This is a genomic window from Ferrovum sp. (assembly GCF_027317285.1).
Classification (GTDB): Bacteria; Pseudomonadota; Gammaproteobacteria; order Burkholderiales; family Ferrovaceae; genus Ferrovum.
Genome location: NZ_DAHVHV010000001.1, coordinates 158,076 through 181,479, shown reverse-complemented (window position 1 = coordinate 181,479; position 23,404 = coordinate 158,076). Strand labels below are relative to the sequence as shown.

Below are 23,404 nucleotides of genomic sequence, written 5' to 3'. Positions count from 1 at the left end.
GTATAAGGCGGGATGCGCATATTGAGCGGTGCCGGCATGTTCTTGAACACACGCGCCGACAGATCGTATTTGGAACCATGACAGGGACAGAGAAATCCTCCCGGCCAATCAGATCCCATTCCTCCTTCATTTCCAGCTTTCAGTTTCTCTGTGGGAGAGCACCCCAGATGGGTACAAATCCCCAACACGACCAGTATATTGTCATGCCCCGGCATGGCCCGAGCCACATTTTTGCAAGGCTCCGGCTGCTCGGACCGATCGGAGTCCGGATCACTCAACAAATGCGCGTTTTTTTCCAGTTGCGCCATCATGGCTGGCGTCCGGTTGATGATCCAGACCGGTTGACCGCGCCACTCCTGAGTGACCATCATACCCGGTTCCAGTTTTGAGATATCCGCCTCCACCGGCGCCCCTGCCGCCTTGGCCCGGGCACTGGGAAGCATGCTCAGCACGAAGGGCGTGGCAAGAGCCCCTACGCCCACCCCGCCAATGGCTGAAGTCACTCCGATCAGCAAACGCCGACGCCCCCGATCCGCCTGAATTTTGTCCATGCCATTCACCTTCTTTTCAGCTATAGTTCGTATGGTTCGACACGCTCTGAACACACAACGGTTCACCTGTCATTCTATCAAATCGAGGCGTCTCACCCTTAATTTCCCATGATACCGACAGTTCGACGACAAACATCCATAACATTTTATTTATTAATGGATTTTTATTTTTTTGATCAAACGAAAAATAATATCCTGTCACAACTTACCCAATATTGACCCAATGCAAAAACTCTGGCTACTTTTTACCCAGGCCGTCACCCTTTGTGCGGGGGGGCTTTTCGCCCTGACTTTTTTCCGTCATATCCCTCTGGAGGAACTTTCCCCTCCCTGGAAAACTGCCGCGCACTCATCCAGTTCCACAGCCTCCTCGGGTACTCCCTCGCCGTCTCCTGCGGGGGAACCCCTGGGTTCTTACCGCGATGCCGCCCACCGCGCCATGCCCACCGTCGTCAATATATTCACGAGCAAAACCCCGCCTCACCGCGCCGACTCACCCCCCGGCGAACCGCGTCAATTATTCGGGGATAACGGCTCCGAGGACAATTCCCCAGCCCAGATGAGCCTGGGGTCGGGAGTCATTGTACGCCCCGACGGCTACATTCTGACAAATGACCACGTCATCGATGGAGCCCAGGAAATCCAGGTCGCACTGTCTGACGGACGCACCATCAGAGCCTCCGTGGCCGGAACGGACCCGGAAACCGATCTGGCCGTACTCAAGATTGACCTCGACCACCTTCCGGCCATCAATTTTGGATCATCCGACCAGGTTCAGGTGGGAGATGTGGTCCTGGCCATCGGCAATCCCTTTGGCGTGGGTGAAACCGTCACCGCTGGCATCGTCAGCGCCCTGGGGCGTAGCCGCCTGGGGATCAATACGTTCGAAAATTTCATCCAGACCGACGCGGCCATCAACCCCGGTAATTCGGGCGGAGCTCTGGTAGACAGCGCAGGCAATCTGGTCGGAATCAACAGTGCCATTTATTCCAAATCCGGCGGGTCCCAGGGCATCGGATTCAGTATCCCCGTCAGCCTCGCTCGTCAGGTCATGGATGAAATCATCCGGAATGGCGGGGTGACACGCGGCTGGATCGGGGTAGAAGTCCAGGACATCACTCCGGAACTGGCAAACTCCTTTCAGTTGGAAAACGCCAGTGGGGCGTTGATCTCCGCCCTCCTGAAGGGAGGGCCGGCACAACAGGCGGGCGTTCACGCGGGAGACATTCTGGTGGGGGTCGAAGGGCATCCGATTGGCGATTCCCGCGACATGCTCAATCAGGTGGCGGCACTCAAACCCGGGCAGACCGCACAACTCGAGGTCATCCGGAATCACCGGCCGCTCAAATTTTTTGTTCGCATCGGACGGCGTCCCAAGGGCACCATCCGTAACCTGGACGAACCCGATCAATAAACCGGGAAGCGCCGTTGGATTGAACTTCTTCAGGATTCCGGGTTCGACAATTTCAACGGTTCGGCCTTTTCCTCCTTGGGCGCGACCCGACTGGCCACCATGATCCCCAATTCATACAGTAACCAAAGGGGAATAGCCAGCAAGGTTTGGGAGACCGCGTCGGGCGGCGTGAAGATGGCGCCCACCACAAAAGCGGACACCACCACATAGCGCCGGGCAGCACGCAGTTGCGGCACGTTCAGGATCCCCAGCTTGACCAGCAGAACCACTGCCACAGGCGTTTCAAAGGCCAATCCGAAGGCCAGGAACATGCTGATGACAAAACTCAGATATTTGTCGATATCCGTCATCATTTCCACCCCTTGGGGTGCCGTATTGGCGAAGAAACCAAAGGCAAAAGGAAAAACCGCAAAATAGGCGAAAGCCATTCCGATATAAAACAGCAGGGTACTGGAAACAATCAGGGGCAAGGCCAGACGTTTTTCATGCTCATAGAGCCCCGGGGCCACAAAGCCCCAGATTTGGGCCAGCACGTAGGGCAGGGCAATCAGAAAAGCCACCAATCCGGCCACTTTCATGGGAACGAAAAAGGGTGTGGTGACTTCTGTGGCAATCATGTGCCCGCCGATGGGCATTTTGCTCAACAGGGGATAAGCCAGCCAGGTGTACAGTTTGTTGGCAAAGGGCAGAAGGGCCACAAACACGACAAATACGGCCGCCACGGCCCGGATCGCGCGGGTACGCAATTCGACGAGATGGACGATGAATTCCTGAATGGTCGTGGATTCTTCGTTCACGATTCCTCCGCGCCTGGTTCTGAAGCACCGTGCGCCGGTTGTGGCTCACGGGACAGGCTGCGGCGCGGCGTGGAACGCCGAACCCCGAAGGGGTCCCCACCAAAGAGGGTCTGACCGACTTTCAGAGGCTCTTCGATCCCTTGTCCCCAAGGGACATCCTCAGCAGGAGATACCCTGTTCCCTGCTTCGGGGTCGCCCGTCGCCGGGACGGCAGGGGCAATATCTGTTGCGGGCGCAAAGACGCGGGACGCTTCGCCGGCCTCGCTGGTAGCGTGCACGTCCAGAACCGGCTGGTTCAAAACCTGGTCCACCGCGCTGGTCGAGGCCGCAATCTGGCGCGCCGCTTCGGCACGGGCCTCGGCAATCTTCCTGTCCAGATCCTTCAATTCCGCCTGCTGCAATTCCCGGTCGATTTCCGCCTTGACCGACCGGGTATAACGCCGGAACCGTCCAAACAGGACGCCCGCCCCGCGCGCCACCTTTGGCATGCGCTCCGGGCCAATGGCGATCAGAGCCACCAACCCCACCAGTCCAATTTCACTGAAACTAAAGTCCAGCATCAAACACCGTCCTCAAGACGGGGTCTTGTCCTGAGCAGACGTTTCCTTGACGGGAGAAGGTGTCGCTTTCTCGTCCAGACCACGTTTTTCTTCGGAATTTTCGGTGGTTGCGGCGGCACCCGACATGCCTTCCTTGAACCCCTTCACTGCACCCCCCAGGTCCGCCCCGATATTGCGCAGTTTCTTGGTTCCAAATATCAGCACCACGATCAACAACAACAGCAACAAATGCTGGATACTGAATAGATCACCCATGTTTCCTTCCTCCTCGGTGCATGACGCACCCTTTATTTATCTCCACTGCGGGGCAGTGGAGAGGATTTGATGCCGCCCATGATGTGGATGTGCAGGTGATAAATCTCCTGACCCCCTCCGGGACCGGTATTGATCACGGTACGGAAACCATCGGTCAGGCCCTGCTCCTGAGCCAGGCGGGGTGCCAACCCCAGCATCTTGCCCAACAAGCCTTCATCCTGGGCCGTACATTGGATCAGGGAATCGCGATGTGCCTTCGGAACGATCATGAAATGCACCGGCGCTGCCGGGTGAATATCATGGAAGGCCAGAATTTCCTCGTCTTCATAGACCTTGCGGCCGGGCAATTCGCCCCGTACGATCCGACAAAACAAACACTCACTCATGATCCCGCTCCCTGAAGGGGTTGCGCGTCCTGGCGCGCAGCCTTTTCAACATGTCCTGACACGCCTTCGCGCCGTGCCAACTCGTTCAACACTTCCTGGGCGCTCCCTCCCTGATCCACCAACAACACAAGGGAATGAAACCACAGGTCTGCAATTTCGCGCACCAGGGCAGGATGATCCCGGTCCTTGGCCGCCAGGATGGTTTCCACCGCTTCCTCACCCACTTTGCGCGCCATGACATCCACTCCACGGGCATACAAACTGGCCACATAGGACGAACTCGGTGCGGCCCCCTTGCGCGCTTCCAGAGTCTGGCTCAAACGAGACAAAATTTCCACTTCTTCAGGAACCATAGATTTCTCGCGGATCTTTCAACACCGGATCCGATATGTGCCACCGGTCCCCTTCCAGAGTACGAAAAAAGCAGTTGGCGCGCCCCGTATGGCATGCGATCCCCCCCACCTGCTCCACCGTCAGGAGCAGGACATCTCCATCACAATCCAGTTGAATCCTCTTCACCTTCTGCACATGCCCCGACTCTTCGCCCTTATGCCACAGGCGCTGACGCGAACGGGACCAGTACACGACTTCGCCTCGGCGCACCGTCTGCTGCAGGGATTCGCGATTCATCCAGGCCATCATCAGCACCGTCCCCGTGCCCTCTTCCTGTGCAATGGCTGGCACCAGTCCCTCAGCGTCCCAGTGTAGCGCATCCAACCAGGAAGCGTCAGGTTGTGTTGGAGATGCAGTGATCATAAACGGACCTCTATACCCTGACTGGCCATGGCTTCCTTGGCCTGTCGAATCGTGAATTCCCCATAGTGAAATATGCTGGCTGCCAGAACCGCATCGGCCAGCCCCACCCGCACCCCATCACAAAGATGTTGCAGATTGCCCACCCCGCCACTGGCAATGATAGGCACGCCCACCGCCTCTGCCACGGTACGGGTCAGTTCCAGATCAAACCCTTCCCGGGTACCATCCCGATCCATGCTGGTCAACAGGATTTCCCCCGCGCCCCGGCGTGCCACCTCCTGCGCCCAGAGCACGGCGTCCCACTCGGTGGGGCGCCGCCCCCCATGGGTGAACACCCCCCAACCCGACGGCGTGGCGGCACGCTTGGCATCGATGGCCACCACGATACACTGGGCACCAAAAAAGTCCGAGGCTTCGGACACCAGATCCGGACGTTGCAATGCCGCAGAGTTGATGCTGACCTTATCCGCCCCTGCATTGAGCAATCGACGCACATCCCTGACGTCACGCACCCCCCCGCCCACCGTCAGGGGAATGAATACCTGGGCCGACACTTCCTCGATGATGGGCAGGATCAGATCCCTTTCTTCCGCGCTGGCCGCAATATCGAGGAAGGTCACCTCATCCGCCCCCTGTTCGTCATAGCGCCGGGCAATCTCCACCGGATCGCCGGCATCGCGCAAGGCAACGAAATTCACCCCCTTGACCACCCGCCCGCCCTTGACATCCAGGCAGGGAATGATGCGCCGCGCCAGACTCATTGTTGTCCGGCTGGCCAGTCACGCGCCAGCGCCACCGCCGCCGCAAAGTCCAGGGTACCCTCATAAATCGCACGCCCCGTAATCACGCCACTGATACCCTCCTCCTGCGCCTGACACAGCGCCCGAATATCGTCCAGACCCTGCAATCCGCCGCTGGCAATCACCGGAACGTGCAGAGCCCGAGCCAGTTCCACGGTCGCCGCCACATTCACCCCGGTCATCATGCCATCCCGCCCGATGTCGGTATAGATGATTCCCTCCACCCCATAGTCCTGAAAACGGCGGGCGAGATCCAGGACCTCGTGGCCGGTCAACTTGGACCAACCCTCCACCGCCACCTTGCCATCCCTGGCATCGAGTCCCACCAGAATCTGGCCAGGAAAGGCATCACAGGCCTCATGCAGAAATCCCGGATTCTTGACCGCTGCCGTCCCGATGATGACGGCATCGATGCCATCGTCAAGATATCGTTCGATCACTTCGAGGGAACGAATCCCTCCACCCAACTGGATCGGGATTTCCCCATCCACTGCGGCCACGATCTCCTTGAGGGCCTGTTCATTGACCGGCTTGCCCGCAAACGCGCCATTCAAGTCCACCAGATGGAGGCGCTGGGCACCCAGCGACAACCAGTGCTGGGCCATTTGGGCCGGTTCTTCGGAAAATACGGTCGCATCTTCCATCAGCCCCTGGCGCAAACGCACACAGCGGCCATCCTTGAGGTCGATGGCGGGAATCACAATCATGGTCGTACCTTTTTCATGAACGTTGGATAATGGATCAGGGAGCCCAGTGAACGAAATTGGACAGCAGGGTCAGCCCGGCAGAAGCACTTTTCTCAGGGTGAAACTGTACGGCACACAGGTTGTCCCGAATCACCGCACTGGTAAAGGGAAAACCATACGTGGTGGTCGCCGCACACTCTGTCTCATCGAGTTCCTGCACGTAGTAACTGTGGACGAAATAGAAACGGGAATCCGGTGCCAATCCGCGCCAGAGGAAATGTTCGCGAGTCGCATGTACCTCGTTCCAGCCCATGTGGGGAACCTTGAGACGTTCTCCCTGGGGCCCGAACCGATCCGCGGGGAAACGGCGCACCTTACCTGTCAACAACCCCAATCCTGCCACTTCGCCTTCCTCGGAATGTTCGAACAACACCTGCAGCCCAAGACAAATCCCCAGAAAGGGGCGAGTCTGCGCCAATTCCCGCACCACCCCCAGAAGGTGACGCTCGTGCAAACGTCTCATGCAATCGGGCAATGCCCCTTGCCCCGGAAAAACGATGCGATGGGCCGCATGCAACCGTTCAGGACAGTCGGTGACCTCGACTTCGGCTTCGGGTGCCACCCGGTTCAGCGCACGAGCCACCGAACGCAGATTCCCCATTCCATAGTCCACTACTGCAATGCGCATCACATTCCGATCCTGTATCAGAGAGAGCCTTTGGTAGAGGGGACTTGGGAGGCGCTGCGCGGATCCAGGGTCGCCGCCATGCGCAAGGCGCGCCCCAGGGCCTTGAAAATGGTTTCGGCCTGGTGATGTGCATTACGCCCTTTCAGGTTATCGACATGCAACGTCACTTGGGCATGATTGACAAACCCTTGAAGAAACTCACGAATCAAGTCCACGTCAAAGTCTCCGATGCGGGCACGGGTATAATTCACGCCATATTCCAGCCCAGGACGGCCGGACAGATCCACCACCACCTGAGAAAGCGCTTCATCCAGCGGAATCAGGGCATGGCCGTAGCGTACCAGTCCCTTTTTATCCCCCAGTGCCTGGGCAAATGTCTGACCCAGCGTAATGCCGATGTCCTCGATCGTGTGATGGGCATCGATATGAAGATCTCCCTGACACGCCACTTCCAGATCCATCAAACCATGACGCGCCACCTGATCGAGCATGTGATCGAAGAAGGGGACACCGGTAGACAGACGGGAAACGCCTGTCCCATCCAGATCGAGGGAAACGGTCACGGTGGTTTCCAGAGTGGTGCGGGTCAATCGCGCACAGCGCATGTTCTTGTCCGTATTCATTGAGAGTCCAACACCCGGCTCAACGCGTCGAGAAAAGCCCGGTTTTCATCGGGCGTTCCCACAGTAACGCGCAGACAATCCTGCAACAGCGGATGTGCCTGACCGAGGTTCTTGATCAATATACCATGATGCCGAAGTCCGTCAAATACCTGTCCGGCCCGAGGCACGCGGAACAGCAGAAAATTCGCCGCACTGGGAAAAACCGTGACCTGGGCCAGCGTTCTCAAGGCCGAAGCCAGCAGCCCGCGCTCCTGAACGATGGCTTCCACCTGTGCCTGCAACTCGGCCCGATGTTCCAGCATCACCGTCGCCGCCGCCTGATCCAGCACGGAGATGTTGTAGGGAAGACGCACTTTGTCAATTTCCGCCAGTATTTCGGCGGGGCCGCACAACCAGCCCAGACGTACCCCTGCCAACCCCAGTTTGGACAGAGTCCGCATCAAAAGCAGATTGGGATAACGCCCCAACCGGTCCTTGAAGGAATGATCCGTGAACGGGTAGTAGGCCTCGTCCACCACCACCAATCCGGGGCTGGCCTGGATGACCGCCTCCACCGTCTGCGCATCGAAACAGTTCCCGGTGGGATTATTGGGATAGGCCAGGAAAGTGAGCGCAGGACGATGACGGGCAATGGCTTCCAGCAGGACCGGACCATTCAGGGAAAAGTCCGGTTCGAGCGGAACACCCACAAAGTTCACCTGGGCCAGTTGAGCAATCGAACGAAACATGACGAAGGAAGGTTCCACGCCCAGAATCACTGCGCCCGGCTTTGCCACCGCCAGGGCCAGCATCTGGATCAATTCGTCCGAACCGTTGCCCAGCACCATGGCGGGCGTGTCGTCGGCCAAGCCCATCAAGGCACCCAACTGGCGTTTGAGTTGGACGGCGGAGGGCGAAGGATAACGGTTCAAGGCCAGTTCCCCCAGCGTCGAGGACAATCGGGCCCGCAACGCGCTTGAACAGCCGTAGGGATTCTCCATGGCATCCAACTTGATCATCCCCTCTGCGACAGGGACCGGGTAGGCATTCCACGCGCGAATATCTTCCCGCACCACGGTACGGACCAGATCTTCCATGATGGCTAGACCTCATCCCTGAAACGACAGGTTGCAGAACGTGCATGGGCATGCAATCCCTCCTGCAAGGCCAGCACCTCGGCAATCTCACCCAGGTGGCGCGCACCTTCCCGCGAAACTTTCAACACGCTGGAGCGCTTCTGGAAATCGTAGACGCCCAGAGGAGAGGAAAACCGCGCCGTGCGTCCGGTGGGCAGTACATGGTTGGGGCCGGCACAATAATCGCCCAGAGATTCGGAACTGTAGCGCCCCGCAAAGATGGCGCCAGCGTGGCGTAACAAAGGCAGACAGTCATCAGGTCGGGCCACGGACAATTCCAGGTGTTCCGGCGCAATGCGGTTGGACAGGTGACAAGCCTCCGCCAGATCACGAACCCGGATCAGAGCCCCCCGATCCGCCAGGGATTTTTCGATCACGGCCTGACGCGGCAAGGTCGGCAATAGCGCCGCAATGGCCTGTTCCACCAGTGCCAGATAGTCCGGATCCGGACACAATAACAGCGCCTGGGCCAATTCGTCATGTTCCGCCTGCGAGAACAGGTCCATGGCCACCCAGCGGGGATCCGTGGAACCGTCCGCAATGATCAGGATTTCCGAGGGGCCCGCCACCATGTCGATCCCCACTGCGCCAAAAACCTGGCGTTTGGCCGCGGCCACGTAGGCATTGCCGGGGCCGACGATCTTATCCACCGCAGGGATCGTGGCCGTCCCATAGGCTAGGGCCGCGATGGCCTGAGCCCCGCCCACGGTAAAGACACGCCCTACGCCAGCCAGGGCCGCCGCTGCCAGCACCAATTCATTGCGCACCCCCTCCGGGGTGGGCACCACCATGAGAATATCCTGGACCCCCGCCACGGCAGCCGGAATGGCATTCATCAGGACTGAGGAAGGATAAACTGCTTTGCCGCCGGGCACGTAAAGCCCCACACGATCCAAAGGGGTGACACGCTGCCCCAGTTCGGTGCCGTCCGCTTCACGTACGCTCCAGGATTCCATGCGCTGATGCTCATGAAACGTGCGAATCCGTTCCGCCGCCTGTTCCAGTGCCTGTCGCTGGGACCGTGGCAACTCCTCCAACGCGCGCGTCAGGGTATCCCTGGGCAATTCCAGCGAAGCGGCCTGTGCCACGACCAGGTGGTCAAAGCGTCGGGTGTACTCGAGCAAGGCTTCATCTCCCCGCGCCCTGACATCCTGAAGAATGGAACGCACCACCGTCTCGACACGCTCGTCCAGGGCACTGTCGAAGGCCGTCAGACGCGCCAGTTCCGCATCAAATCCGTGCGCCGTGGAATCCAGTCGTCGCATCTTCATGGGCCTTCCTCTCCAAAAGTTTCCTTTACGCCTCGGGCAATGGCCTCCACCAGCGGGGCCAGACGCTCTCGGTATAACTTCCAGGCTGCGCCATTGACCACCAACCGGGAACTGATCTCCGCAATATTCTCGACGGCCTCCAACGCATTGGCACGGAGGGTATTGCCACTGCTCACCAGATCGACGATGGCATCAGCCAGACCCGTGAGCGGGGCCAGTTCCATGGAGCCATACAATTTGATCAAATCCACATGAACGCCTTTGGCGGCAAAGTGTTCCCGGGTCAACTTGGCATACTTGGTCGCCACCCGCAGGCGCGCGCCCCGTCGTATGGCACCCTCATAGTCGAACCCCTGAGACACGGCCACCATCAGACGACACCGGGCAATACGCAGATCCACCGGTTGATACAGTCCGTCTCCCTCCTGTTCGAGCAGAACATCGCGCCCGGCCACACCCAGGTCAGCCGCGCCCCGCTGAACGTAGGTGGGCACATCCGAGGCCCGCACAATGACCAGACGCACATCGGGCCGACTGGTGGGCAGGATGAGTTGGCGTGAACTGTCGGGGTCCACCAGCGGAACGATGCCGGCACGCGCCAGCAAAGGCAAGGTTTCGCCAAAAATCCGCCCCTTTGAAAGAGCCAGAGTGATCCCCGTAAAGGGTGCCGTGCTGGATTGGTTCATGGTTTCACCGTTCATTCAATCGTGCCGCTGCGTTCTCTGTGGACTTCTGCCCCCAGCGCCCGCAGTTTTTGTTCCAGGGTTTCGTAACCCCGATCCAGGTGGTAGATCCGATCCACCACGGTTTCTCCCTGCGCAATCAGCCCCGCAATCACCAGACTGGCGGAAGCGCGCAGGTCTGTGGCCATGACCGTGGCTCCCTCCAGTTGAGGGACCCCCCGAATGATGGCCGCATTGCCCTCCACCTCGATATTGGCACCCAGGCGCCGTAACTCCTGAACGTGCATGAAACGGTTCTCGAAGATGGTTTCCGTGATCACGGTCGTGCCTTGCGCCACCGCATTCATGGTCATGAACTGGGCCTGCATGTCCGTGGGAAAGGCAGGGTAGGGCGCCGTACGCAAACTGACACCATGATTCGGCCCCGCCATGGTCAAATGAATCGTCTCTTCCGTGCAGCGAATGCAGGCATTGGCTTCCCGCAACTTGTCCAGCACCGCATCCAGGGTGCCGGGGCGCACCCCGCGCAAAAGAATGTCCCCGCCGGTGGCGGCGGCGGCCACCAGAAAAGTGCCGGTTTCGATACGGTCCGGCATGACCGGGTGGGCAGTTCCCCGAAGATGTTCCACCCCCTCGATGGTAATGACGTCCGTACCCTGACCTCGAATCCTGGCCCCCATGGCAATCAGGCACTGGGCCAGATCCACCACTTCCGGTTCGCGCGCAGCGTTTTCCAGGATCGTCGTCCCCGCCGCCAGAGTCGCGGCCATCATCAGATTCTCGGTACCCGTCACCGTCACCGTGTCCATGAATATCCGCGCGCCCTGCAGGCGGGTTGCCGATCCCACGATATACCCATGCTCGACCGACAGATGGGCCCCCATGGCCTGCAATCCTTTCAAGTGCAAATCCACCGGGCGTTCGCCGATGGCACACCCCCCCGGCAGAGAGACACGGGCATGCCCAAATCGGGCCAGCAGAGGTCCCAGCACCAGGATGGAGGCACGCATGGTCTTGACCAGATCGTAGGAAGCCAGGGGTTCCAGGGCATCCGGGGCGCTCAGAACCACTTCCCCGTGCTCTCCCTCGACCTCCACTCCCATGCCCCGGAGTAAACGCAGCAACGTACCCACATCGCGCAAGGCAGGAACCCGGGACACCCGGAGCGGTTGAGCGGTCAGCAGGGAAGCACAGAGAATGGGCAAAGCCGCATTCTTTGCGCCGGAAATCTCAACGGTACCCGTGAGCGGTCGGCCCCCGGCAATGATCAATCTATCCACGATGTACCTGTCTAGCGAACGCCCACTTCCGCCCATTGGGCGGGGGTCAGGGTACGCATGGAGAGCGCATGGATCTCCTCGCGCATGCGGTCTCCCAAGGCTCGATACACCAGTTGATGCTGAGCCACACGGCTTTTTCCTTCAAAAAGCGCACTGACGACGACGGCCTCGAAATGATGACCATCCCCACTGACGTCCACGTACTGACAGGCCAGTCCACTTTCAATGTATTGCTTGATATCCTGAGGGAGTACCATGATCATTCCGTCCTCTCGACACGCTCGTGGCTCAGGGGCGTACCCGCCAACCACTGCGCAATAAAACCAAAGTCGCCCATGATAAGGCCAAACAGGTACTTCCGACAATGAGCAGGGATTCCCAGGGCGAGACGTCACTCACCCCGATGAAACCATAGCGAAACCCATCGATGGCATAAAAAAACGGATTGAAGCGGGAAACGAAGTGCCAGAGGGGCGGCAGGGAATGAAGGGAATAGAAGGCACCGGACAGAAACGTCAACGGCAGGATGAGAAAATTCTGCCAGGCCGCCATCTGGTCAAATTTTTCTGCCCAGATGCCGGCCAATACCCCCAATGCCCCGGACAAACCCGTGGCCAGAAGACAAAACACTAGAATCCAGGGCAGGGAATGGATCCGGAGCGGAAAGAAGAAACCTGCCGTCACCAGCACCACCGCCCCCACCAACAGTCCGCGCAACATGGCGGCCAGTACGTAAGCCAGAAAAAATTCGAACGCCGAAAGAGGCGCCAGCAGCACAAAGACCAGATTTCCGGTCACCTTGGATTGGACCAGACTGGAGGAACTATTGGCGAAGGCATTCTGCAGCATGGCCATCATGACCAGTCCGGGCACCAGAAATGCCGCATAACCCACCCCTGGATACACGCTGATGCGCTGCCCCAGGACTTGCGCGAAAACGACCAGATAGAGCAGAGTGGCGACCAGAGGGGCGAGCAGGGTCTGAAAAGATACTTTCCAGAAACGCAGCACCTCCTTGCCGAATAACGTCGCAAATCCCACCCCCATCCTAAGCCTCCCCATCTCGAATCAACCCCACGAAAGCCTCTTCCAGCGTGGCCGCCTGGCGCCCCTGCAACAACTCACTGATGGGTTCGCAGGCCACCAGTTGACCCTTGTTCAGTACCGCCACACGCCGACAAAGGGCTTCGGCCTCCTCCAGATAATGGGTGGTCAGGAGGATGGTGTGGCCTGCACTGTTGAGTTGCCGAACAAACTTCCAAAGGGTCTGGCGCAGTTCCACATCCACACCGGCCGTGGGTTCATCCAGCACGATGACCGGCGGACGGTGAACCAGAGCCTGACCGATCAGTACACGCCGTTTCATCCCCCCCGACAGCGCACGCATGTTGACCTCGGCCTTATCAGTCAGATGCAGGTTTTCAAGGATTTCATCGATCCAGTCATCATTGTGACGCAGGCCAAAATAACCGGACTGGATCCGCAGCGTTTCACGCACGCTGAAAAAGGGATCGAACACCAATTCCTGGGGAACCACCCCCAGGGCTCGCCGGGCTGCACGATAATCCTTCGTCACCTCATGACCCATGACCTTCAGCGTTCCCGCATCGGCACGGACCAGCCCGGCCAGTATGCTGATCAGGGTGGTTTTCCCCGCTCCGTTGGGGCCCAGCAATGCAAAAATTTCCCCCTGCTCGATGGTCAGATCCACCCCTCTCAGGGCCTGCAGCGCACCGTAGGCCTTGCGTACCGCACGTATTTCCACTGCGGGCAGAGATCGTTCCAGGGATGACATCGGTTTCAGACCTCGACCAAGCCTTCCAGTAATGGAGAAAGACCGTAAAGCGAGATCAGCACGCGCAGATTGTCGGGAACTCTCACAAAAACCAGATTTTTCTTCTCCCGCGCCGCTTCCCGTTGCCAATGCAGAAGCAAGGCCACCGCGGCCGAATCCAGAGCCGTCGTGCGGGAAAAGTCGATGGTCACTTCCGGCCCCAGCGAGGAAAAGGAAGTGGATCGCACCAGGTCAGGTACCGTGTCCATGACCACAGGACCCTCCGGAAAAAGATGGTTACCCTCACGCTGGATCATTTTTTTCCGGCGGTTCTGCTTTCCGCCTGTCTGCTCTTGTCGGCCATGGCCTGGATCAGTCCATCGATCCCGTGGTTGCGCACGATGTCAGAGAACTCGTTACGGTAATTGGTCACCAGACTCACCCCATCCACCTGGATATCGAACACCTTCCAGTCCTCCCCCGACTTTTCCATGCGGTAGTCGATGGGAACGGAGGGCCCGCCCGAAGGAATCACCACAGAGTGCACCGTGGCTTCATTTCCGCCATCCTCCATGTCCGCCCCCTTGACCTTCAATTCCTGGTTCTTGTATTGAGACAGTGAACTGGCATAGGTCCGTACCAGCAGGTCACGAAACCCCTCGGTCAACTTCTGCTGCTGCTCGGGACTGGCCTGACGCCAGTTTTTGCCCATCGCCAGACGGGTCATGCGCGTAAAATCGAAGTGCGGAAGGACCTTGTCCTGAATCAGGGTATAGGCTTTGGCACGATCCCCGTTCTGGATGGCCTTGTCCTTTTTCAGGGTTGCCACCACCTCGTCTGCGGTGCTGGAAATCACGGATTCGGGGGTGATGGCTGCCCATACCGCCAGGTTCCACCCTGCCAAAGTCAACGTCATCCCGACCCGTTGCCATACTGTCCATCGCTTCATGGTGCCCCCTTATCGGTTTGAAGTCTTGTCAGCCCCACCATCCTGGGCCTTGTTGAAAAGAAACTGGCCGATCAGGCGCTCGAGCACCATGGCGCCCTGAGTCAACTTGAGTTCGTCGCCATTCTTCAGCATCTTGTCATCCCCACCGGCATCCAGTCCCACATACTGTTCGCCCAGGATCCCAGAAGTCAGAACCGAAGCAGAACTGTCCACCGGGAAGTGGTACTGTGTATCGATCGCCATGCGTACTTCGGCATTGTAATGGAGGGTATCGAAACGCACCGAATGAACCCGCCCCACCAGCACTCCGGCGCTACGCACGGGGGCACGTTCCTTGAGTTGCCCGATATTGTCGAAGTGGGCCACCACCTCATAGGTCCCCCCCGACCCGTCCAGGTTCAAATTCCCCACTTTGAAAGCCAGCATCAGAAAAGCCACAAACCCCAGCAGTACAAAAAACCCTACCCAGAGATTCAAGGTTGCACGGTTCATCAATTCCACCCCTTCATCATGAATGCAGTCAGCAACAAATCGAGGGCCAGGATGGCCAGGGAAGAACTCACCACCGTACGGGTGGTGGCTCCGGAAACCCCTTCCGCCGTGGGCGGTGCTTCATAACCCTCGAAGGTGGCAATGGCCGAAACCGCCACGCCAAATACGATACTCTTGATCATGCCGTTGACGATGTCATGGTGAAAATCCACCGCAGCCTGCATCTGCGACCAGAATGCTCCGCTGTCCACCTTCAGCATGATCACCGTCACCAGAAATCCGCCCATGATCCCCATGGCAACGAACAGGGTAGCGAGCACGGGCAAGGAAAACACCCCACCCCAGAAACGGGGGGACACGACCCGTGCCAACGGGTTCACCGCCATCATTTCCATGGCCGACAGTTGTTCCGTGGCTTTCATCAGGCCAATTTCCGCAGTGATGGCCGAACCCGCCCGACTGGCAAAAAGCAGGGCTGAAACCACCGGCCCCAACTCGCGCATCAGGGAAAGCGCCACCAGTACCCCGACGCTCTCCGAGGAACCATAACTCTGCAAGGTCTCGAAGCCCTGCAAACCCAGGACCATCCCCACGAACAGACCGGAGACCAGAATGATGATGAGAGACTGCACCCCGGCAAAATAGATTTCCCGAATGACCAGACCAAAACGTCGAAAACTGGTGCCTGAATGGCGCAGGATCTGCCCCAGGAACAGAACCACGGCACCGATTCGTTCGACGATGCGCAAGGTGGTGTCGCCCACCGTGCGCAATCCATGCCCCCATGTCCCTTTCATGCCTGGCCCCACTCGTCGCCAAAATCCATTTTCAGGGTTGGACCCGGGTAGTGAAAGGGCAGGGGGCCATCGGCCTCTCCCCAGACAAACTGGTGCACGAAGGGCAGGGTAGAAGCGTGAATTTCTTCAGGAGTCCCCTGGGCCACGATCACACCGTCCGAAACGAAATAAATGTAGTCCACGATCTTCATCGACTCCTGTACATCGTGTGTCACCAGAACGGAGGTTGCCCCCAGCGCATCATTCAACTGGCGGATCAGACGGCCGATCGCGCCCAGGGAAATGGGATCGAGTCCGGTAAAAGGTTCGTCATACAGGATCAGTGCCGGGTCCAGGGCCGTCGCCCGGGCCATGGCCACGCGCCGCGCCATGCCCCCGGAAAGTTCGGCAGGCATCAGGGATTGCACCCCACGCAGTCCCACCGCATTGAGTTTCATCAGGGTCAGGTCACGAATCATGGATTCCGGCAGGCGGGTATGTTCGCGCATTTGAAAAGCCACATTGTCGAATACCGATAAATCCGTAAAAAGCGCACCAAACTGGAACAGCATGCCCACCTGACGACGCATGGCGTAGAGTTGCGCTTCGTTCATGTGGTTCAATTCCTGACCGGCCACACGCACCGATCCCTGGCGCGCCAGCAACTGTCCGCCCATCAAACGCAGAAGGGTGGTCTTGCCACAGCCACTCAACCCCATGATGGCCACCAAACTGCCTTTGGGCACCGTCAGATTGATCCCCTTGAGCACCAGTTGGTCGCCATAGCCAAAATTCAGATCGCGGATTTCCACCTGATGGATCATATTCGGTCACAGAGGAGAAAGGGAAGGGAGAGATACGGACAGTCTTCCCATGTTACCCCAGAATCCGACCTTCTCACAAACCCCCGGGGTCGCGCAGGCTTCCTCGCCCCCTGCGCAGGTCATGCCCGGCGCCAAAACAACAGGTCCCACACGCCATGCCCGAGGCGAACGCCACGACTTTCAAAACGGGTCAGAGGGCGCCAGTCCGGACGCTCGATAAAATCCTCCCCTCCGTTTTCCAGTTGGGGTTCGGCGCGTAATACGACCCGCATCTGTTCGGCATAATCCTGCCAATCCGTGGCCAGATGCAGGTAGCCGCCGCTCTTCAGACGCTCACTCAGAAGTTTCACGAAGGGCGGTTGGATCAGGCGCCGTTTATGGTGGCGAAATTTTGGCCAGGGATCGGGGAAAAAAATATGAATGCCATCCAGAGCAGCCCGGGGAATCATGTGGTGCACCACTTCCACGGCATCGTGGCGCATCACCCGGACATTGCCGACGTTATTTTCGGCCAGTTTCTTGAGCAGAGCCCCCACGCCAGGACCATGGACATCGATCGCCAGAAAATTCCATTCCGGGCGCTGCAAGGCCATGGCCAGGGTTCCTTCGCCCATGCCAAAACCAATTTCAAGCCCGAGGGGAGCCGCACGCCCAAAAAGCGTCTGCAGGCGCTCGGGCGTGAGCAGGTCCTGGGGGGCGTAATCCACCCCCCAGCGCACCCAGCCTTCTTCCAGGGCCCTTTGCTGAGCCGGAGACATGCGGCCCTGACGAAGAACGAAACTGCGGATGGGCGGATAGCCAGTCACTGAATCAGCCCGCCCAAAGGGGAACTGGCACTGGCCCGATAAGGTTTTTTGGGCATTCGTCCCGCCCGCCAGGACAGCCGCCCGGCCTCCACGGCCAGGGCCATGGCCCGTGCCATCTGCACGGGATGGCGGGCCTGCGCAATGGCCGTATTCATCAAGACCCCGGCACACCCCAGTTCCATGGCGATGGCAGCATCGGAAGCCGTGCCCACCCCCGCATCCACGATCACCGGAATCCGGGCGCGTTCCAGAATGATCCCCAGATTCCAGGGATTGAGAATTCCCATCCCCGATCCGATCAGGGATGCCAGGGGCATGATGGCGACGCAACCCAGGTCTTCCAGACGGCGAGCCAGAATGGGGTCATCGCTGCAGTAGACCATGACCTCAAACCCTTCCCGAATCAAAATTTCCGCAGCCTCGAGGGTTTCCACCATGTTCGGAAAAAGCGTATCGGCATCCCCCAGGACTTCCAGTTTGACCAGGGCATGTCCGTCCAATAACTCGCGGGCCAGGCGCAGGGTACGCACGGCCTCCTCTGCCGTATAGCAACCTGCCGTATTGGGGAGCAGGGTGTAACGGTCAGGCGAGATCACGTCCAGCAAATTGGGTTCGCCCGGGTTTTGCCCGATATTGGTACGCCGGATCGCTACCGTGACAATCTCGGCACCACTGGCTTCCACGGCGTCCCGGGTCTGGTTCAGATCGGCATATTTGCCGGTGCCCACCAGTAAACGAGAACGGACGGTACGTCCAGCCAGGACAAAGGGATCAGGAGAAACGGAAAAAGTCATGGGTGGTCCTGCAGTGAGTATCAGTAGATTAAGAAATGGTCCGGGAACAGGTGGTCAACCCCCGCCCACCGCCACCACGATCTCGAGTCGATCGCCCTCGGCCAATGTCCTCGTGTCATGGTGGCTGCGCGGCACGATGTCTCCGTTGCATTCGACGGCCACCCGACGTCCGGCCACGCCCAGATCTTCCAGAACCTGACGCACCGTCGGTCCCGTGGCATAAGCCCGCGGAGAACCATTGATGAAAAGGGTAATCATGCCCAAGACCCACAAACTATAAAAAGGGAATTCTATCATGGGCATTTATCCGGCCAGAAATCCGGGGAATCATCCCCTCCCGATAAAGTAAAATTTCTTTCACCTCGAGCCCCAGACCAAACCCGCCCCAGCGTCCCCCGCTCGCCACTACCCGATGACAGGGAATCAGGAAGGGCAGAGGATTGGCCCCGCAGGCGGAACCCACGGCACGCACCGCCCGCGGCCGGCCAATCTGGGCAGCGATATCGCCATAGGTGCGCCATTGCCCTGCCGGGATGGTGCTCAGGGCATCCCACACCGCCCGCTGGAAAGCCGTCCCCTGTGCCTGCACGGGGATGAGCGGACGCCTTTCGGCGGGGCGTTCCACCGCCGCAAGCAGTGCTTCCTCCCAGGCCACCGGCACCGACTTATCCGCACGCCCAACCGCTTCCGAAAAACCCGCCCTGGCCTGACGATGCCCCTCCTCAGGAGTCCCCGTCAAGGTCAGCCAACGCAACCCGGTGGCGTCAAATACCCAGGAGAGCCACCCCAGGGAACACGGGGTCTGGTGCAGGAGGTTCATGGCAAAAATCGCTGCAACAGGTCATTCAGAAAGCGCTGACCGCGCAAGGTCGGACGCAGCCGATGAGGATCGGTCTCCAGCCAGCCCTCCTCTTCCAGTTGGTTCAGAAGGGGCTGGATCCCTTGCAGGGACAAACCCGTATGACGCTCGTACATCTCCCTGGGAACTCCTTGGCACAGGCGCAGGGCATTCATCATGAATTCGAACGGCAGATCCTGTGCGGCCACGTTCACCGCCTCCTCGACTGGCGCCCCTCCTTCCACCGCACACATGTAGGCCTCGGGTTGACGGGCACGGCGCTGCCGCTCGATGCCCCAGGGGCCGCTCAATTTGCCGTGGGCTCCGGCGCCAAGTCCCAGGTAGTCACCAAAGCGCCAATAATTGAGGTTATGCCGACATTGATCCCCCCGCAGCGCCCAGGCCGAGGTTTCATAGGCCTCGTACCCCGCAGCGCGCAGAGCCTCATGAGCGGCCCGCTCTCCCTGGTCCAGCGTATCGGCATCCGGCAGGGGAGGCGGATCATGGTAAAACGGGGTATGAGGCTCCAGTGTCAGCTGATAGCAGGACAAGTGCGAAGGAGCATACCGAAGCGCCTGGGTCACGTCTGCACCAACCCCTTCGAGGGTTTGCTCGGGCAACCCCACCATCAGATCCAGATTGAACCGCTCAAAATGAGCCGCTGCCGCTTCGGCTGCCCGGTGCGCCTCCAACGACCCGTGCACACGGCCCAACAATTTCAACTGGTCATCCGAAAAACTTTGAATCCCCACGGACAGGCGATTGACGCCTGCGGCGCGAAAGGCACGAAACCGTCCTGCATCCACCGTACCAGGATTGGCCTCCAGGGTAATCTCGGCCCCCGCCGCCAGCGGCACCAGCGCCCCGATCTCCTCGAGCAGGCGCCCCACGCCTTCCGGCGACAGGACACTGGGTGTCCCTCCGCCAAAGAAGACCGTTTCCACGGGGCGCCCCCAAATGCGCGGCAACTGCATTTCCAGATCCTGACGCAAAGCCGCCAGGTAACGCTCTTCGGGCAACCGGGCTGGCATGACATGGGAATTGAAATCGCAGTAGGGACACTTGCGGACGCACCACGGCACATGCAGATACAGCGACAGGGGAGGGGTCGGTTTCATGCCCGCAGAAAGGGCAACAGGGATTGCCAGGCACGCGCACGGTGACTTTGGGCATTCTTTTCGGTCAGCGTCATTTGAGCCGCGGTTTTTCCGCACTCGGGAACCCAAAACAGGGGATCATAGCCAAACCCGCCCGTTCCCCGCGGTTCGTCCAGAATCTCGCCGAACCAGCGCCCTTCGGTGATGCACGGTGTTGGATCCGCCGCGTGCATCACCCAGACCAGAACACAATAATAGAACGCACGGCGTTCGACATGCCCGGAAAGGGCACGCAGAAGTGCCTGATTATTATCCTGATCCTGTCGCCGGGGGCCGGCGTAATGGGCCGAATCCACGCCCGGTGCGCCGTGTAGCGAAGGCACACAGAGTCCCGAATCATCCGCCAGGGCCGGGCGTCCGCTTTGTTGGGCCACATGCCGCGCCTTGGCCAGGGCATTTTCCACGAAAGTCCGGTGGGGTTCGTCAGCGCCCTCAATCCCCAGATCGTTCTGGGAAAGCACCTTCCAGCCCAGAGGCGAAAGAAGCGCCTCAAATTCACGGATCTTGCCCGGATTGGAGGATGCCAGAACGACTTCGCGCCCCTCTGTCATCCTGCGACCAAACCGGTTTCCAGAGCCTGCAACTGCAACCCGATCAATTCCTGACATCCGCTGGATGCCAGGTCCAGCAGCGCATCCACCTCGCCGCGCCGGAAGGGGACACCCTCGGCGGTACCCTGCAATTCCACGAAATATCCATCGGCGGTCATCACCACGTTCATGTCCGTATCACAGGTGCTGTCTTCCTCGTAGTCGAGATCCAGGACCGGGACGCCCTGCCAGATCCCCACCGAAACGGCCGCCACGGGTTGAAGAATGGGCGACTGATCCAGTATCCCTCGCTCCAGCAACCTGCTCACGGCGTCCTCGAGGGCGATGTAGGCCCCGGTAATGCTGGCCGTACGGGTACCGCCATCGGCCTGCAGGACATCGCAGTCCACATGCAGCGTTCGTTCACCGAGCACTTCCATGTCCACCACGGCACGCAGGGAACGCCCGATCAGACGCTGAATTTCCTGGGAACGCCCGGAGGGCTTGCCTGCGGTGACCTCACGCCGGGAGCGGGTGTGGGTGGCGCCGGGCAACATGCCATACTCGGCCGTCACCCAACCCTTGCCTTGCCCCTTGAGAAAGGAAGGAACGCCTTCCGCCACGCACACCGTGCACACCACACGGGTATCCCCAAAGGCCACCAGAACCGAACCTTCTGCATGTTTGGTGAATCCGCGCAGGAACTCGACAGAACGCAACTGATCGGTTCGACGTTGGCTGGGGCGCATAGAGGGTCCTCATTGTCACGGTAAAATCGTTGGACCCCGATTCTAGGGGGCTACAGCACAGGATGCAACTAGGGTATGATAGCCCACGGTCATCGAATCGTTCCGTTTTGAAGGATACGCCCCCTTGAACACCTTGTACAGCATGACTGGCTTTGCCTCAGGCGCCCAGGAGACCCCTGAAGGGACCCTGCTGATGGAACTGCGCAGCGTCAATCATCGCTACCTCGAGTTGCAGTTTCGCCTGCCCGATGTTCTGCGCCCCTGTGAACCGCGCCTGCGCGAACTTCTGTCCCAATCCCTGAAACGGGGCAAGGTGGACTGCCGTCTCGAATGGCTGCCTCATCCCTCGAAAAGTCAATCCCTTTCCCCGGACATTCACACCCTGGAGCAGTTGCGCATCGCGGCTGCCCTCATCCGGAAAGAGTTCCCCGATGCCCGCCCCCTGTCTGTGGCGGATATCCTGAATTGGCCCGGGGTCTTGCCCCGCTCCCTGGAGCGCGCACCCGCAGACGAGTGGCTGGAAACCCTGGCCAGCACCACACTTCGTTCCCTGAGTGCCACCCGCAGCCGGGAAGGACAAAAATTGGGCAGATTCCTGCTGGACCATGCCCAGGCCATGAGCGCGCGAATCCAGCCCCTCAGGGAACGAATGCCCGCACTGGTCAGCGCCTATCAGGAAAAGTTGACTCAGCGTCTGCGCGAATCCCTGGCGAGCGTCGATGAGGATCGCCTGCTGCAGGAAGTCGCCCAATGGTCCGCCAAAATTGACGTAGCCGAGGAACTTTCCCGTCTCGACATGCACCTCGAGGAAGTGATCCGGGTCGTCCAGGCCGGGGGACAAAGCGGTAAACGACTCGATTTCCTGATGCAGGAATTGCATCGTGAAGCCAACACCCTGGGTTCCAAGGCCCTCCACTCGGAATTATCCCTCGTCTCCCTCGATCTCAAACTGCACATCGAGCAAATGCGCGAGCAAGTACAAAATCTGGAATGATGTCCGATCCCATCCCTTCCTCGCCCGGTCAGTTATTCATTGTCACTGCCCCCTCCGGCGCCGGCAAATCCAGCCTCATCGCCGCGCTTCTGAAACAGGACCCGCGCGTCCGGCTGTCCGTCTCTCACACGACCCGCGCCCCGCGTCAGGGCGAAATCGATGGGCAAGACTACCATTTTGTCAGTCGCACGACCTTTTCGACCTTGCGCACGGAAAACCAGTTTCTGGAATGGGCGGAAGTCTACGGAAATTTTTACGGTACGGCGCGTCGATCCCTTGAAGATCTCCAGAATCGGGGTTTTGACGTCATCCTGGAAATCGACTGGCAAGGTGCCCGCCAGGTTCGTCAGTTCTACCCGGAGTCTCTGGGGATTTTCATTCTCCCGCCGTCCCTCGAAACATTGCGCCACCGACTGCAGGGGCGGGGCAAGGATGATCCTGAAACCATAGAAAAGCGCCTGTCTCTGGCGCAGGACGACCTGAGCCACGAGAACGAGTTTGAGTATGCTATCATCAACGCTGATTTTGATGAGGCCCTCAGGGATCTGGCGGCCGTCCTGCGCGCCGCGCGTTGTCGGCGCGCCTGTCAGTATCCCCGTTACGCCTCTCTTTTAACGCGTTAGATTTCACTCTCCTGGAACCCTGATCATGGCACGCATCACGCTGGATGATTCTCTGCACCCCAATCAAAATCGCTTCGAGTTGACCCTGGCGGCCACTCAACGCGCCCGTCAAATTGCCTCCGGCTCCCCCCCCCGGGTCGACCCGCAACGCAACAAACCCATCGTCATCGCGCTGCGCGAACTCGCGGCAGGCAAAACCGGGCCGGAAGTCATCGATAAAGTCTGATTCGACT

General features: G+C 59.3%; 33 protein-coding genes and 1 pseudogene. 4 read left to right on the top strand and 30 right to left on the bottom strand.

Features of this window, described 5'->3' with window-relative positions; all coding sequences use genetic code 11:
* Nucleotides 1-551, bottom strand: a 551-nt coding sequence (gene petA, locus M6F29_RS00895; RefSeq protein WP_298156630.1) for a ubiquinol-cytochrome c reductase iron-sulfur subunit, incomplete at its 3' end; no start/stop codon positions are given.
* Between the two features lie 223 nt (nucleotides 552-774).
* On the opposite strand from petA, the gene M6F29_RS00890 reads away from it, so the two are divergent.
* Nucleotides 775-1,965 (top strand): trypsin-like peptidase domain-containing protein, encoded by a 1,191-nt coding sequence (locus M6F29_RS00890; protein WP_298156628.1) that lies wholly within the window; start codon nucleotides 775-777, stop codon nucleotides 1,963-1,965.
* Between the two features lie 29 nt (nucleotides 1,966-1,994).
* Here M6F29_RS00890 and tatC read toward each other — a convergent pair whose 3' ends face one another.
* The 29 genes and pseudogenes from tatC to rph form a co-directional block, all read right to left on the bottom strand.
* On the bottom strand, nucleotides 1,995-2,762 hold the full coding sequence (gene tatC, locus M6F29_RS00885) for a twin-arginine translocase subunit TatC (RefSeq protein WP_297455143.1): 768 nt from the start codon (nucleotides 2,760-2,762) through the stop codon (nucleotides 1,995-1,997).
* On the bottom strand, nucleotides 2,759-3,322 hold the full coding sequence (locus M6F29_RS00880; protein WP_298156625.1) for a twin-arginine translocase TatA/TatE family subunit: 564 nt from the start codon (nucleotides 3,320-3,322) through the stop codon (nucleotides 2,759-2,761). Before M6F29_RS00880 ends, tatC begins: the two co-directional genes overlap by 4 nt.
* Before the next feature lie 12 nt (nucleotides 3,323-3,334).
* Nucleotides 3,335-3,577 carry a Sec-independent protein translocase subunit TatA gene (tatA, locus tag M6F29_RS00875; RefSeq protein ID WP_297455149.1) on the bottom strand — a complete coding sequence of 81 codons (243 nt, stop codon included), beginning with the start codon at nucleotides 3,575-3,577 and terminating at the stop codon, nucleotides 3,335-3,337.
* Between the two features lie 32 nt (nucleotides 3,578-3,609).
* A complete protein-coding gene (locus M6F29_RS00870) occupies nucleotides 3,610-3,963 on the bottom strand; it encodes a histidine triad nucleotide-binding protein (RefSeq protein WP_297455152.1) in 354 nt (117 codons plus the stop codon).
* Entirely contained in the window at nucleotides 3,960-4,316 is a 357-nt protein-coding gene (locus tag M6F29_RS00865) for a phosphoribosyl-ATP diphosphatase (protein WP_297479240.1), read from the bottom strand. The genes M6F29_RS00870 and M6F29_RS00865 overlap by 4 nt, the downstream gene beginning before the upstream one ends.
* A complete protein-coding gene (hisI, locus tag M6F29_RS00860; protein ID WP_298156622.1) occupies nucleotides 4,306-4,719 on the bottom strand; it encodes a phosphoribosyl-AMP cyclohydrolase in 414 nt (137 codons plus the stop codon). Before hisI ends, M6F29_RS00865 begins: the two co-directional genes overlap by 11 nt.
* The gene (gene hisF / locus M6F29_RS00855; protein ID WP_297455161.1) at nucleotides 4,716-5,480 is read right to left on the bottom strand and encodes an imidazole glycerol phosphate synthase subunit HisF; all 765 of its coding nucleotides are present in this window, start codon (nucleotides 5,478-5,480) and stop codon (nucleotides 4,716-4,718) included. The genes hisI and hisF overlap by 4 nt, the downstream gene beginning before the upstream one ends.
* Nucleotides 5,477-6,226, bottom strand: coding sequence for a 1-(5-phosphoribosyl)-5-[(5-phosphoribosylamino)methylideneamino]imidazole-4-carboxamide isomerase (gene hisA, locus M6F29_RS00850; protein WP_297479543.1), 750 nt, complete (start codon nucleotides 6,224-6,226; stop codon nucleotides 5,477-5,479). The genes hisF and hisA overlap by 4 nt, the downstream gene beginning before the upstream one ends.
* Before the next feature lie 34 nt (nucleotides 6,227-6,260).
* Nucleotides 6,261-6,896: an imidazole glycerol phosphate synthase subunit HisH gene (gene hisH, locus M6F29_RS00845; RefSeq protein ID WP_366525904.1), complete on the bottom strand. Its 636-nt coding sequence runs from the start codon at nucleotides 6,894-6,896 to the stop codon at nucleotides 6,261-6,263.
* A gap of 14 nt (nucleotides 6,897-6,910) precedes the next feature.
* On the bottom strand, nucleotides 6,911-7,498 hold the full coding sequence (gene hisB, locus M6F29_RS00840) for an imidazoleglycerol-phosphate dehydratase HisB (RefSeq protein ID WP_363320314.1): 588 nt from the start codon (nucleotides 7,496-7,498) through the stop codon (nucleotides 6,911-6,913).
* A 14-nt stretch (nucleotides 7,499-7,512) separates the two neighbouring features.
* On the bottom strand, nucleotides 7,513-8,592 hold the full coding sequence (gene hisC, locus M6F29_RS00835; RefSeq protein ID WP_298156616.1) for a histidinol-phosphate transaminase: 1,080 nt from the start codon (nucleotides 8,590-8,592) through the stop codon (nucleotides 7,513-7,515).
* Between the two features lie 5 nt (nucleotides 8,593-8,597).
* Nucleotides 8,598-9,902 carry a histidinol dehydrogenase gene (gene hisD / locus M6F29_RS00830; protein ID WP_298156615.1) on the bottom strand — a complete coding sequence of 435 codons (1,305 nt, stop codon included), beginning with the start codon at nucleotides 9,900-9,902 and terminating at the stop codon, nucleotides 8,598-8,600.
* Nucleotides 9,899-10,588, bottom strand: coding sequence for an ATP phosphoribosyltransferase (gene hisG, locus M6F29_RS00825; protein ID WP_297455177.1), 690 nt, complete (start codon nucleotides 10,586-10,588; stop codon nucleotides 9,899-9,901). The genes hisD and hisG overlap by 4 nt, the downstream gene beginning before the upstream one ends.
* 11 nt (nucleotides 10,589-10,599) lie before the next feature.
* Entirely contained in the window at nucleotides 10,600-11,865 is a 1,266-nt protein-coding gene (gene murA, locus M6F29_RS00820) for a UDP-N-acetylglucosamine 1-carboxyvinyltransferase (protein ID WP_298156611.1), read from the bottom strand.
* A gap of 11 nt (nucleotides 11,866-11,876) precedes the next feature.
* Nucleotides 11,877-12,122 carry a BolA family protein gene (locus M6F29_RS00815; RefSeq protein ID WP_297504827.1) on the bottom strand — a complete coding sequence of 82 codons (246 nt, stop codon included), beginning with the start codon at nucleotides 12,120-12,122 and terminating at the stop codon, nucleotides 11,877-11,879.
* Between the two features lie 31 nt (nucleotides 12,123-12,153).
* Complete coding sequence (locus M6F29_RS00810) at nucleotides 12,154-12,912, bottom strand: ABC transporter permease (protein WP_298156608.1); 759 nt, start codon at nucleotides 12,910-12,912, stop codon at nucleotides 12,154-12,156.
* A gap of 64 nt (nucleotides 12,913-12,976) precedes the next feature.
* Nucleotides 12,977-13,639, bottom strand: a pseudogene (locus tag M6F29_RS00805) (ABC transporter ATP-binding protein); the annotation flags it as partial.
* 26 nt (nucleotides 13,640-13,665) lie between these two features.
* Nucleotides 13,666-13,956 carry an STAS domain-containing protein gene (locus M6F29_RS00800; RefSeq protein WP_363320311.1) on the bottom strand — a complete coding sequence of 97 codons (291 nt, stop codon included), beginning with the start codon at nucleotides 13,954-13,956 and terminating at the stop codon, nucleotides 13,666-13,668.
* Nucleotides 13,953-14,588, bottom strand: a complete 636-nt coding sequence (locus M6F29_RS00795) for an MlaC/ttg2D family ABC transporter substrate-binding protein (protein ID WP_298156605.1) — start codon at nucleotides 14,586-14,588, stop codon at nucleotides 13,953-13,955. Before M6F29_RS00795 ends, M6F29_RS00800 begins: the two co-directional genes overlap by 4 nt.
* A 9-nt stretch (nucleotides 14,589-14,597) precedes the next feature.
* Nucleotides 14,598-15,080, bottom strand: coding sequence for an outer membrane lipid asymmetry maintenance protein MlaD (mlaD, locus tag M6F29_RS00790; RefSeq protein WP_297455197.1), 483 nt, complete (start codon nucleotides 15,078-15,080; stop codon nucleotides 14,598-14,600).
* Nucleotides 15,080-15,877, bottom strand: a complete 798-nt coding sequence (mlaE, locus tag M6F29_RS00785; protein WP_297455199.1) for a lipid asymmetry maintenance ABC transporter permease subunit MlaE — start codon at nucleotides 15,875-15,877, stop codon at nucleotides 15,080-15,082. Before mlaE ends, mlaD begins: the two co-directional genes overlap by 1 nt.
* Complete coding sequence (locus tag M6F29_RS00780) at nucleotides 15,874-16,680, bottom strand: ABC transporter ATP-binding protein (RefSeq protein ID WP_297455202.1); 807 nt, start codon at nucleotides 16,678-16,680, stop codon at nucleotides 15,874-15,876. Before M6F29_RS00780 ends, mlaE begins: the two co-directional genes overlap by 4 nt.
* 119 nt (nucleotides 16,681-16,799) lie before the next feature.
* Nucleotides 16,800-17,438 (bottom strand): tRNA (guanosine(46)-N7)-methyltransferase TrmB, encoded by a 639-nt coding sequence (gene trmB, locus M6F29_RS00775; RefSeq protein ID WP_366525910.1) that lies wholly within the window; start codon nucleotides 17,436-17,438, stop codon nucleotides 16,800-16,802.
* A gap of 44 nt (nucleotides 17,439-17,482) precedes the next feature.
* Nucleotides 17,483-18,280, bottom strand: coding sequence for a thiazole synthase (locus tag M6F29_RS00770; protein ID WP_297455207.1), 798 nt, complete (start codon nucleotides 18,278-18,280; stop codon nucleotides 17,483-17,485).
* Between the two features lie 54 nt (nucleotides 18,281-18,334).
* The gene (gene thiS / locus M6F29_RS00765; protein WP_297455210.1) at nucleotides 18,335-18,538 is read right to left on the bottom strand and encodes a sulfur carrier protein ThiS; all 204 of its coding nucleotides are present in this window, start codon (nucleotides 18,536-18,538) and stop codon (nucleotides 18,335-18,337) included.
* A 16-nt stretch (nucleotides 18,539-18,554) separates the two neighbouring features.
* Nucleotides 18,555-19,100 carry a methylated-DNA--[protein]-cysteine S-methyltransferase gene (locus M6F29_RS00760; protein ID WP_297455213.1) on the bottom strand — a complete coding sequence of 182 codons (546 nt, stop codon included), beginning with the start codon at nucleotides 19,098-19,100 and terminating at the stop codon, nucleotides 18,555-18,557.
* Complete coding sequence (hemW, locus tag M6F29_RS00755) at nucleotides 19,097-20,236, bottom strand: radical SAM family heme chaperone HemW (RefSeq protein ID WP_298156595.1); 1,140 nt, start codon at nucleotides 20,234-20,236, stop codon at nucleotides 19,097-19,099. Before hemW ends, M6F29_RS00760 begins: the two co-directional genes overlap by 4 nt.
* Nucleotides 20,233-20,826: an RdgB/HAM1 family non-canonical purine NTP pyrophosphatase gene (gene rdgB, locus M6F29_RS00750; RefSeq protein WP_298156593.1), complete on the bottom strand. Its 594-nt coding sequence runs from the start codon at nucleotides 20,824-20,826 to the stop codon at nucleotides 20,233-20,235. The genes hemW and rdgB overlap by 4 nt, the downstream gene beginning before the upstream one ends.
* Entirely contained in the window at nucleotides 20,823-21,554 is a 732-nt protein-coding gene (gene rph, locus M6F29_RS00745) for a ribonuclease PH (protein ID WP_298156591.1), read from the bottom strand. Before rph ends, rdgB begins: the two co-directional genes overlap by 4 nt.
* A gap of 124 nt (nucleotides 21,555-21,678) precedes the next feature.
* On the opposite strand from rph, the gene M6F29_RS00740 reads away from it, so the two are divergent.
* From M6F29_RS00740 to rpoZ, 3 genes are read left to right on the top strand one after another with little or no spacing between them, the layout of a single operon-like run.
* A complete protein-coding gene (locus M6F29_RS00740) occupies nucleotides 21,679-22,548 on the top strand; it encodes a YicC/YloC family endoribonuclease (protein ID WP_298156588.1) in 870 nt (289 codons plus the stop codon).
* Entirely contained in the window at nucleotides 22,548-23,171 is a 624-nt protein-coding gene (gene gmk / locus M6F29_RS00735) for a guanylate kinase (RefSeq protein ID WP_298156585.1), read from the top strand. Before M6F29_RS00740 ends, gmk begins: the two co-directional genes overlap by 1 nt.
* Before the next feature lie 25 nt (nucleotides 23,172-23,196).
* Entirely contained in the window at nucleotides 23,197-23,397 is a 201-nt protein-coding gene (rpoZ, locus tag M6F29_RS00730) for a DNA-directed RNA polymerase subunit omega (RefSeq protein ID WP_297455240.1), read from the top strand.
* Nucleotides 23,398-23,404 lie beyond the last annotated feature (7 nt).

What these genes read in the sequence shown, in the direction of transcription:
- M6F29_RS00890 (WP_298156628.1), top strand. Translation starts at nt 775, where the DNA reads ATGCAAAAACTCTGGCTACTTTTTACCCAGGCCGTCACCCTTTGTGCG.
- M6F29_RS00880 (WP_298156625.1), bottom strand. Translation starts at nt 3,322, where the DNA reads ATGCTGGACTTTAGTTTCAGTGAAATTGGACTGGTGGGGTTGGTGGCT.
- tatA (WP_297455149.1), bottom strand. Translation starts at nt 3,577, where the DNA reads ATGGGTGATCTATTCAGTATCCAGCATTTGTTGCTGTTGTTGTTGATC.
- M6F29_RS00870 (WP_297455152.1), bottom strand. Translation starts at nt 3,963, where the DNA reads ATGAGTGAGTGTTTGTTTTGTCGGATCGTACGGGGCGAATTGCCCGGC.
- M6F29_RS00865 (WP_297479240.1), bottom strand. Translation starts at nt 4,316, where the DNA reads ATGGTTCCTGAAGAAGTGGAAATTTTGTCTCGTTTGAGCCAGACTCTG.
- hisI (WP_298156622.1), bottom strand. Translation starts at nt 4,719, where the DNA reads ATGATCACTGCATCTCCAACACAACCTGACGCTTCCTGGTTGGATGCG.
- hisF (WP_297455161.1), bottom strand. Translation starts at nt 5,480, where the DNA reads ATGAGTCTGGCGCGGCGCATCATTCCCTGCCTGGATGTCAAGGGCGGG.
- hisA (WP_297479543.1), bottom strand. Translation starts at nt 6,226, where the DNA reads ATGATTGTGATTCCCGCCATCGACCTCAAGGATGGCCGCTGTGTGCGT.
- hisB (WP_363320314.1), bottom strand. Translation starts at nt 7,498, where the DNA reads ATGCGCTGTGCGCGATTGACCCGCACCACTCTGGAAACCACCGTGACC.
- hisC (WP_298156616.1), bottom strand. Translation starts at nt 8,592, where the DNA reads ATGGAAGATCTGGTCCGTACCGTGGTGCGGGAAGATATTCGCGCGTGG.
- hisD (WP_298156615.1), bottom strand. Translation starts at nt 9,902, where the DNA reads ATGAAGATGCGACGACTGGATTCCACGGCGCACGGATTTGATGCGGAA.
- hisG (WP_297455177.1), bottom strand. Translation starts at nt 10,588, where the DNA reads ATGAACCAATCCAGCACGGCACCCTTTACGGGGATCACTCTGGCTCTT.
- M6F29_RS00815 (WP_297504827.1), bottom strand. Translation starts at nt 12,122, where the DNA reads ATGGTACTCCCTCAGGATATCAAGCAATACATTGAAAGTGGACTGGCC.
- M6F29_RS00810 (WP_298156608.1), bottom strand. Translation starts at nt 12,912, where the DNA reads ATGGGGGTGGGATTTGCGACGTTATTCGGCAAGGAGGTGCTGCGTTTC.
- M6F29_RS00800 (WP_363320311.1), bottom strand. Translation starts at nt 13,956, where the DNA reads ATGATCCAGCGTGAGGGTAACCATCTTTTTCCGGAGGGTCCTGTGGTC.
- M6F29_RS00795 (WP_298156605.1), bottom strand. Translation starts at nt 14,588, where the DNA reads ATGAAGCGATGGACAGTATGGCAACGGGTCGGGATGACGTTGACTTTG.
- mlaD (WP_297455197.1), bottom strand. Translation starts at nt 15,080, where the DNA reads ATGAACCGTGCAACCTTGAATCTCTGGGTAGGGTTTTTTGTACTGCTG.
- mlaE (WP_297455199.1), bottom strand. Translation starts at nt 15,877, where the DNA reads ATGAAAGGGACATGGGGGCATGGATTGCGCACGGTGGGCGACACCACC.
- M6F29_RS00780 (WP_297455202.1), bottom strand. Translation starts at nt 16,680, where the DNA reads ATGATCCATCAGGTGGAAATCCGCGATCTGAATTTTGGCTATGGCGAC.
- trmB (WP_366525910.1), bottom strand. Translation starts at nt 17,438, where the DNA reads ATGTCTCCGGCTCAGCAAAGGGCCCTGGAAGAAGGCTGGGTGCGCTGG.
- M6F29_RS00770 (WP_297455207.1), bottom strand. Translation starts at nt 18,280, where the DNA reads ATGACTTTTTCCGTTTCTCCTGATCCCTTTGTCCTGGCTGGACGTACC.
- thiS (WP_297455210.1), bottom strand. Translation starts at nt 18,538, where the DNA reads ATGATTACCCTTTTCATCAATGGTTCTCCGCGGGCTTATGCCACGGGA.
- M6F29_RS00760 (WP_297455213.1), bottom strand. Translation starts at nt 19,100, where the DNA reads ATGAACCTCCTGCACCAGACCCCGTGTTCCCTGGGGTGGCTCTCCTGG.
- hemW (WP_298156595.1), bottom strand. Translation starts at nt 20,236, where the DNA reads ATGAAACCGACCCCTCCCCTGTCGCTGTATCTGCATGTGCCGTGGTGC.
- rdgB (WP_298156593.1), bottom strand. Translation starts at nt 20,826, where the DNA reads ATGACAGAGGGGCGCGAAGTCGTTCTGGCATCCTCCAATCCGGGCAAG.
- rph (WP_298156591.1), bottom strand. Translation starts at nt 21,554, where the DNA reads ATGCGCCCCAGCCAACGTCGAACCGATCAGTTGCGTTCTGTCGAGTTC.
- gmk (WP_298156585.1), top strand. Translation starts at nt 22,548, where the DNA reads ATGTCCGATCCCATCCCTTCCTCGCCCGGTCAGTTATTCATTGTCACT.
- rpoZ (WP_297455240.1), top strand. Translation starts at nt 23,197, where the DNA reads ATGGCACGCATCACGCTGGATGATTCTCTGCACCCCAATCAAAATCGC.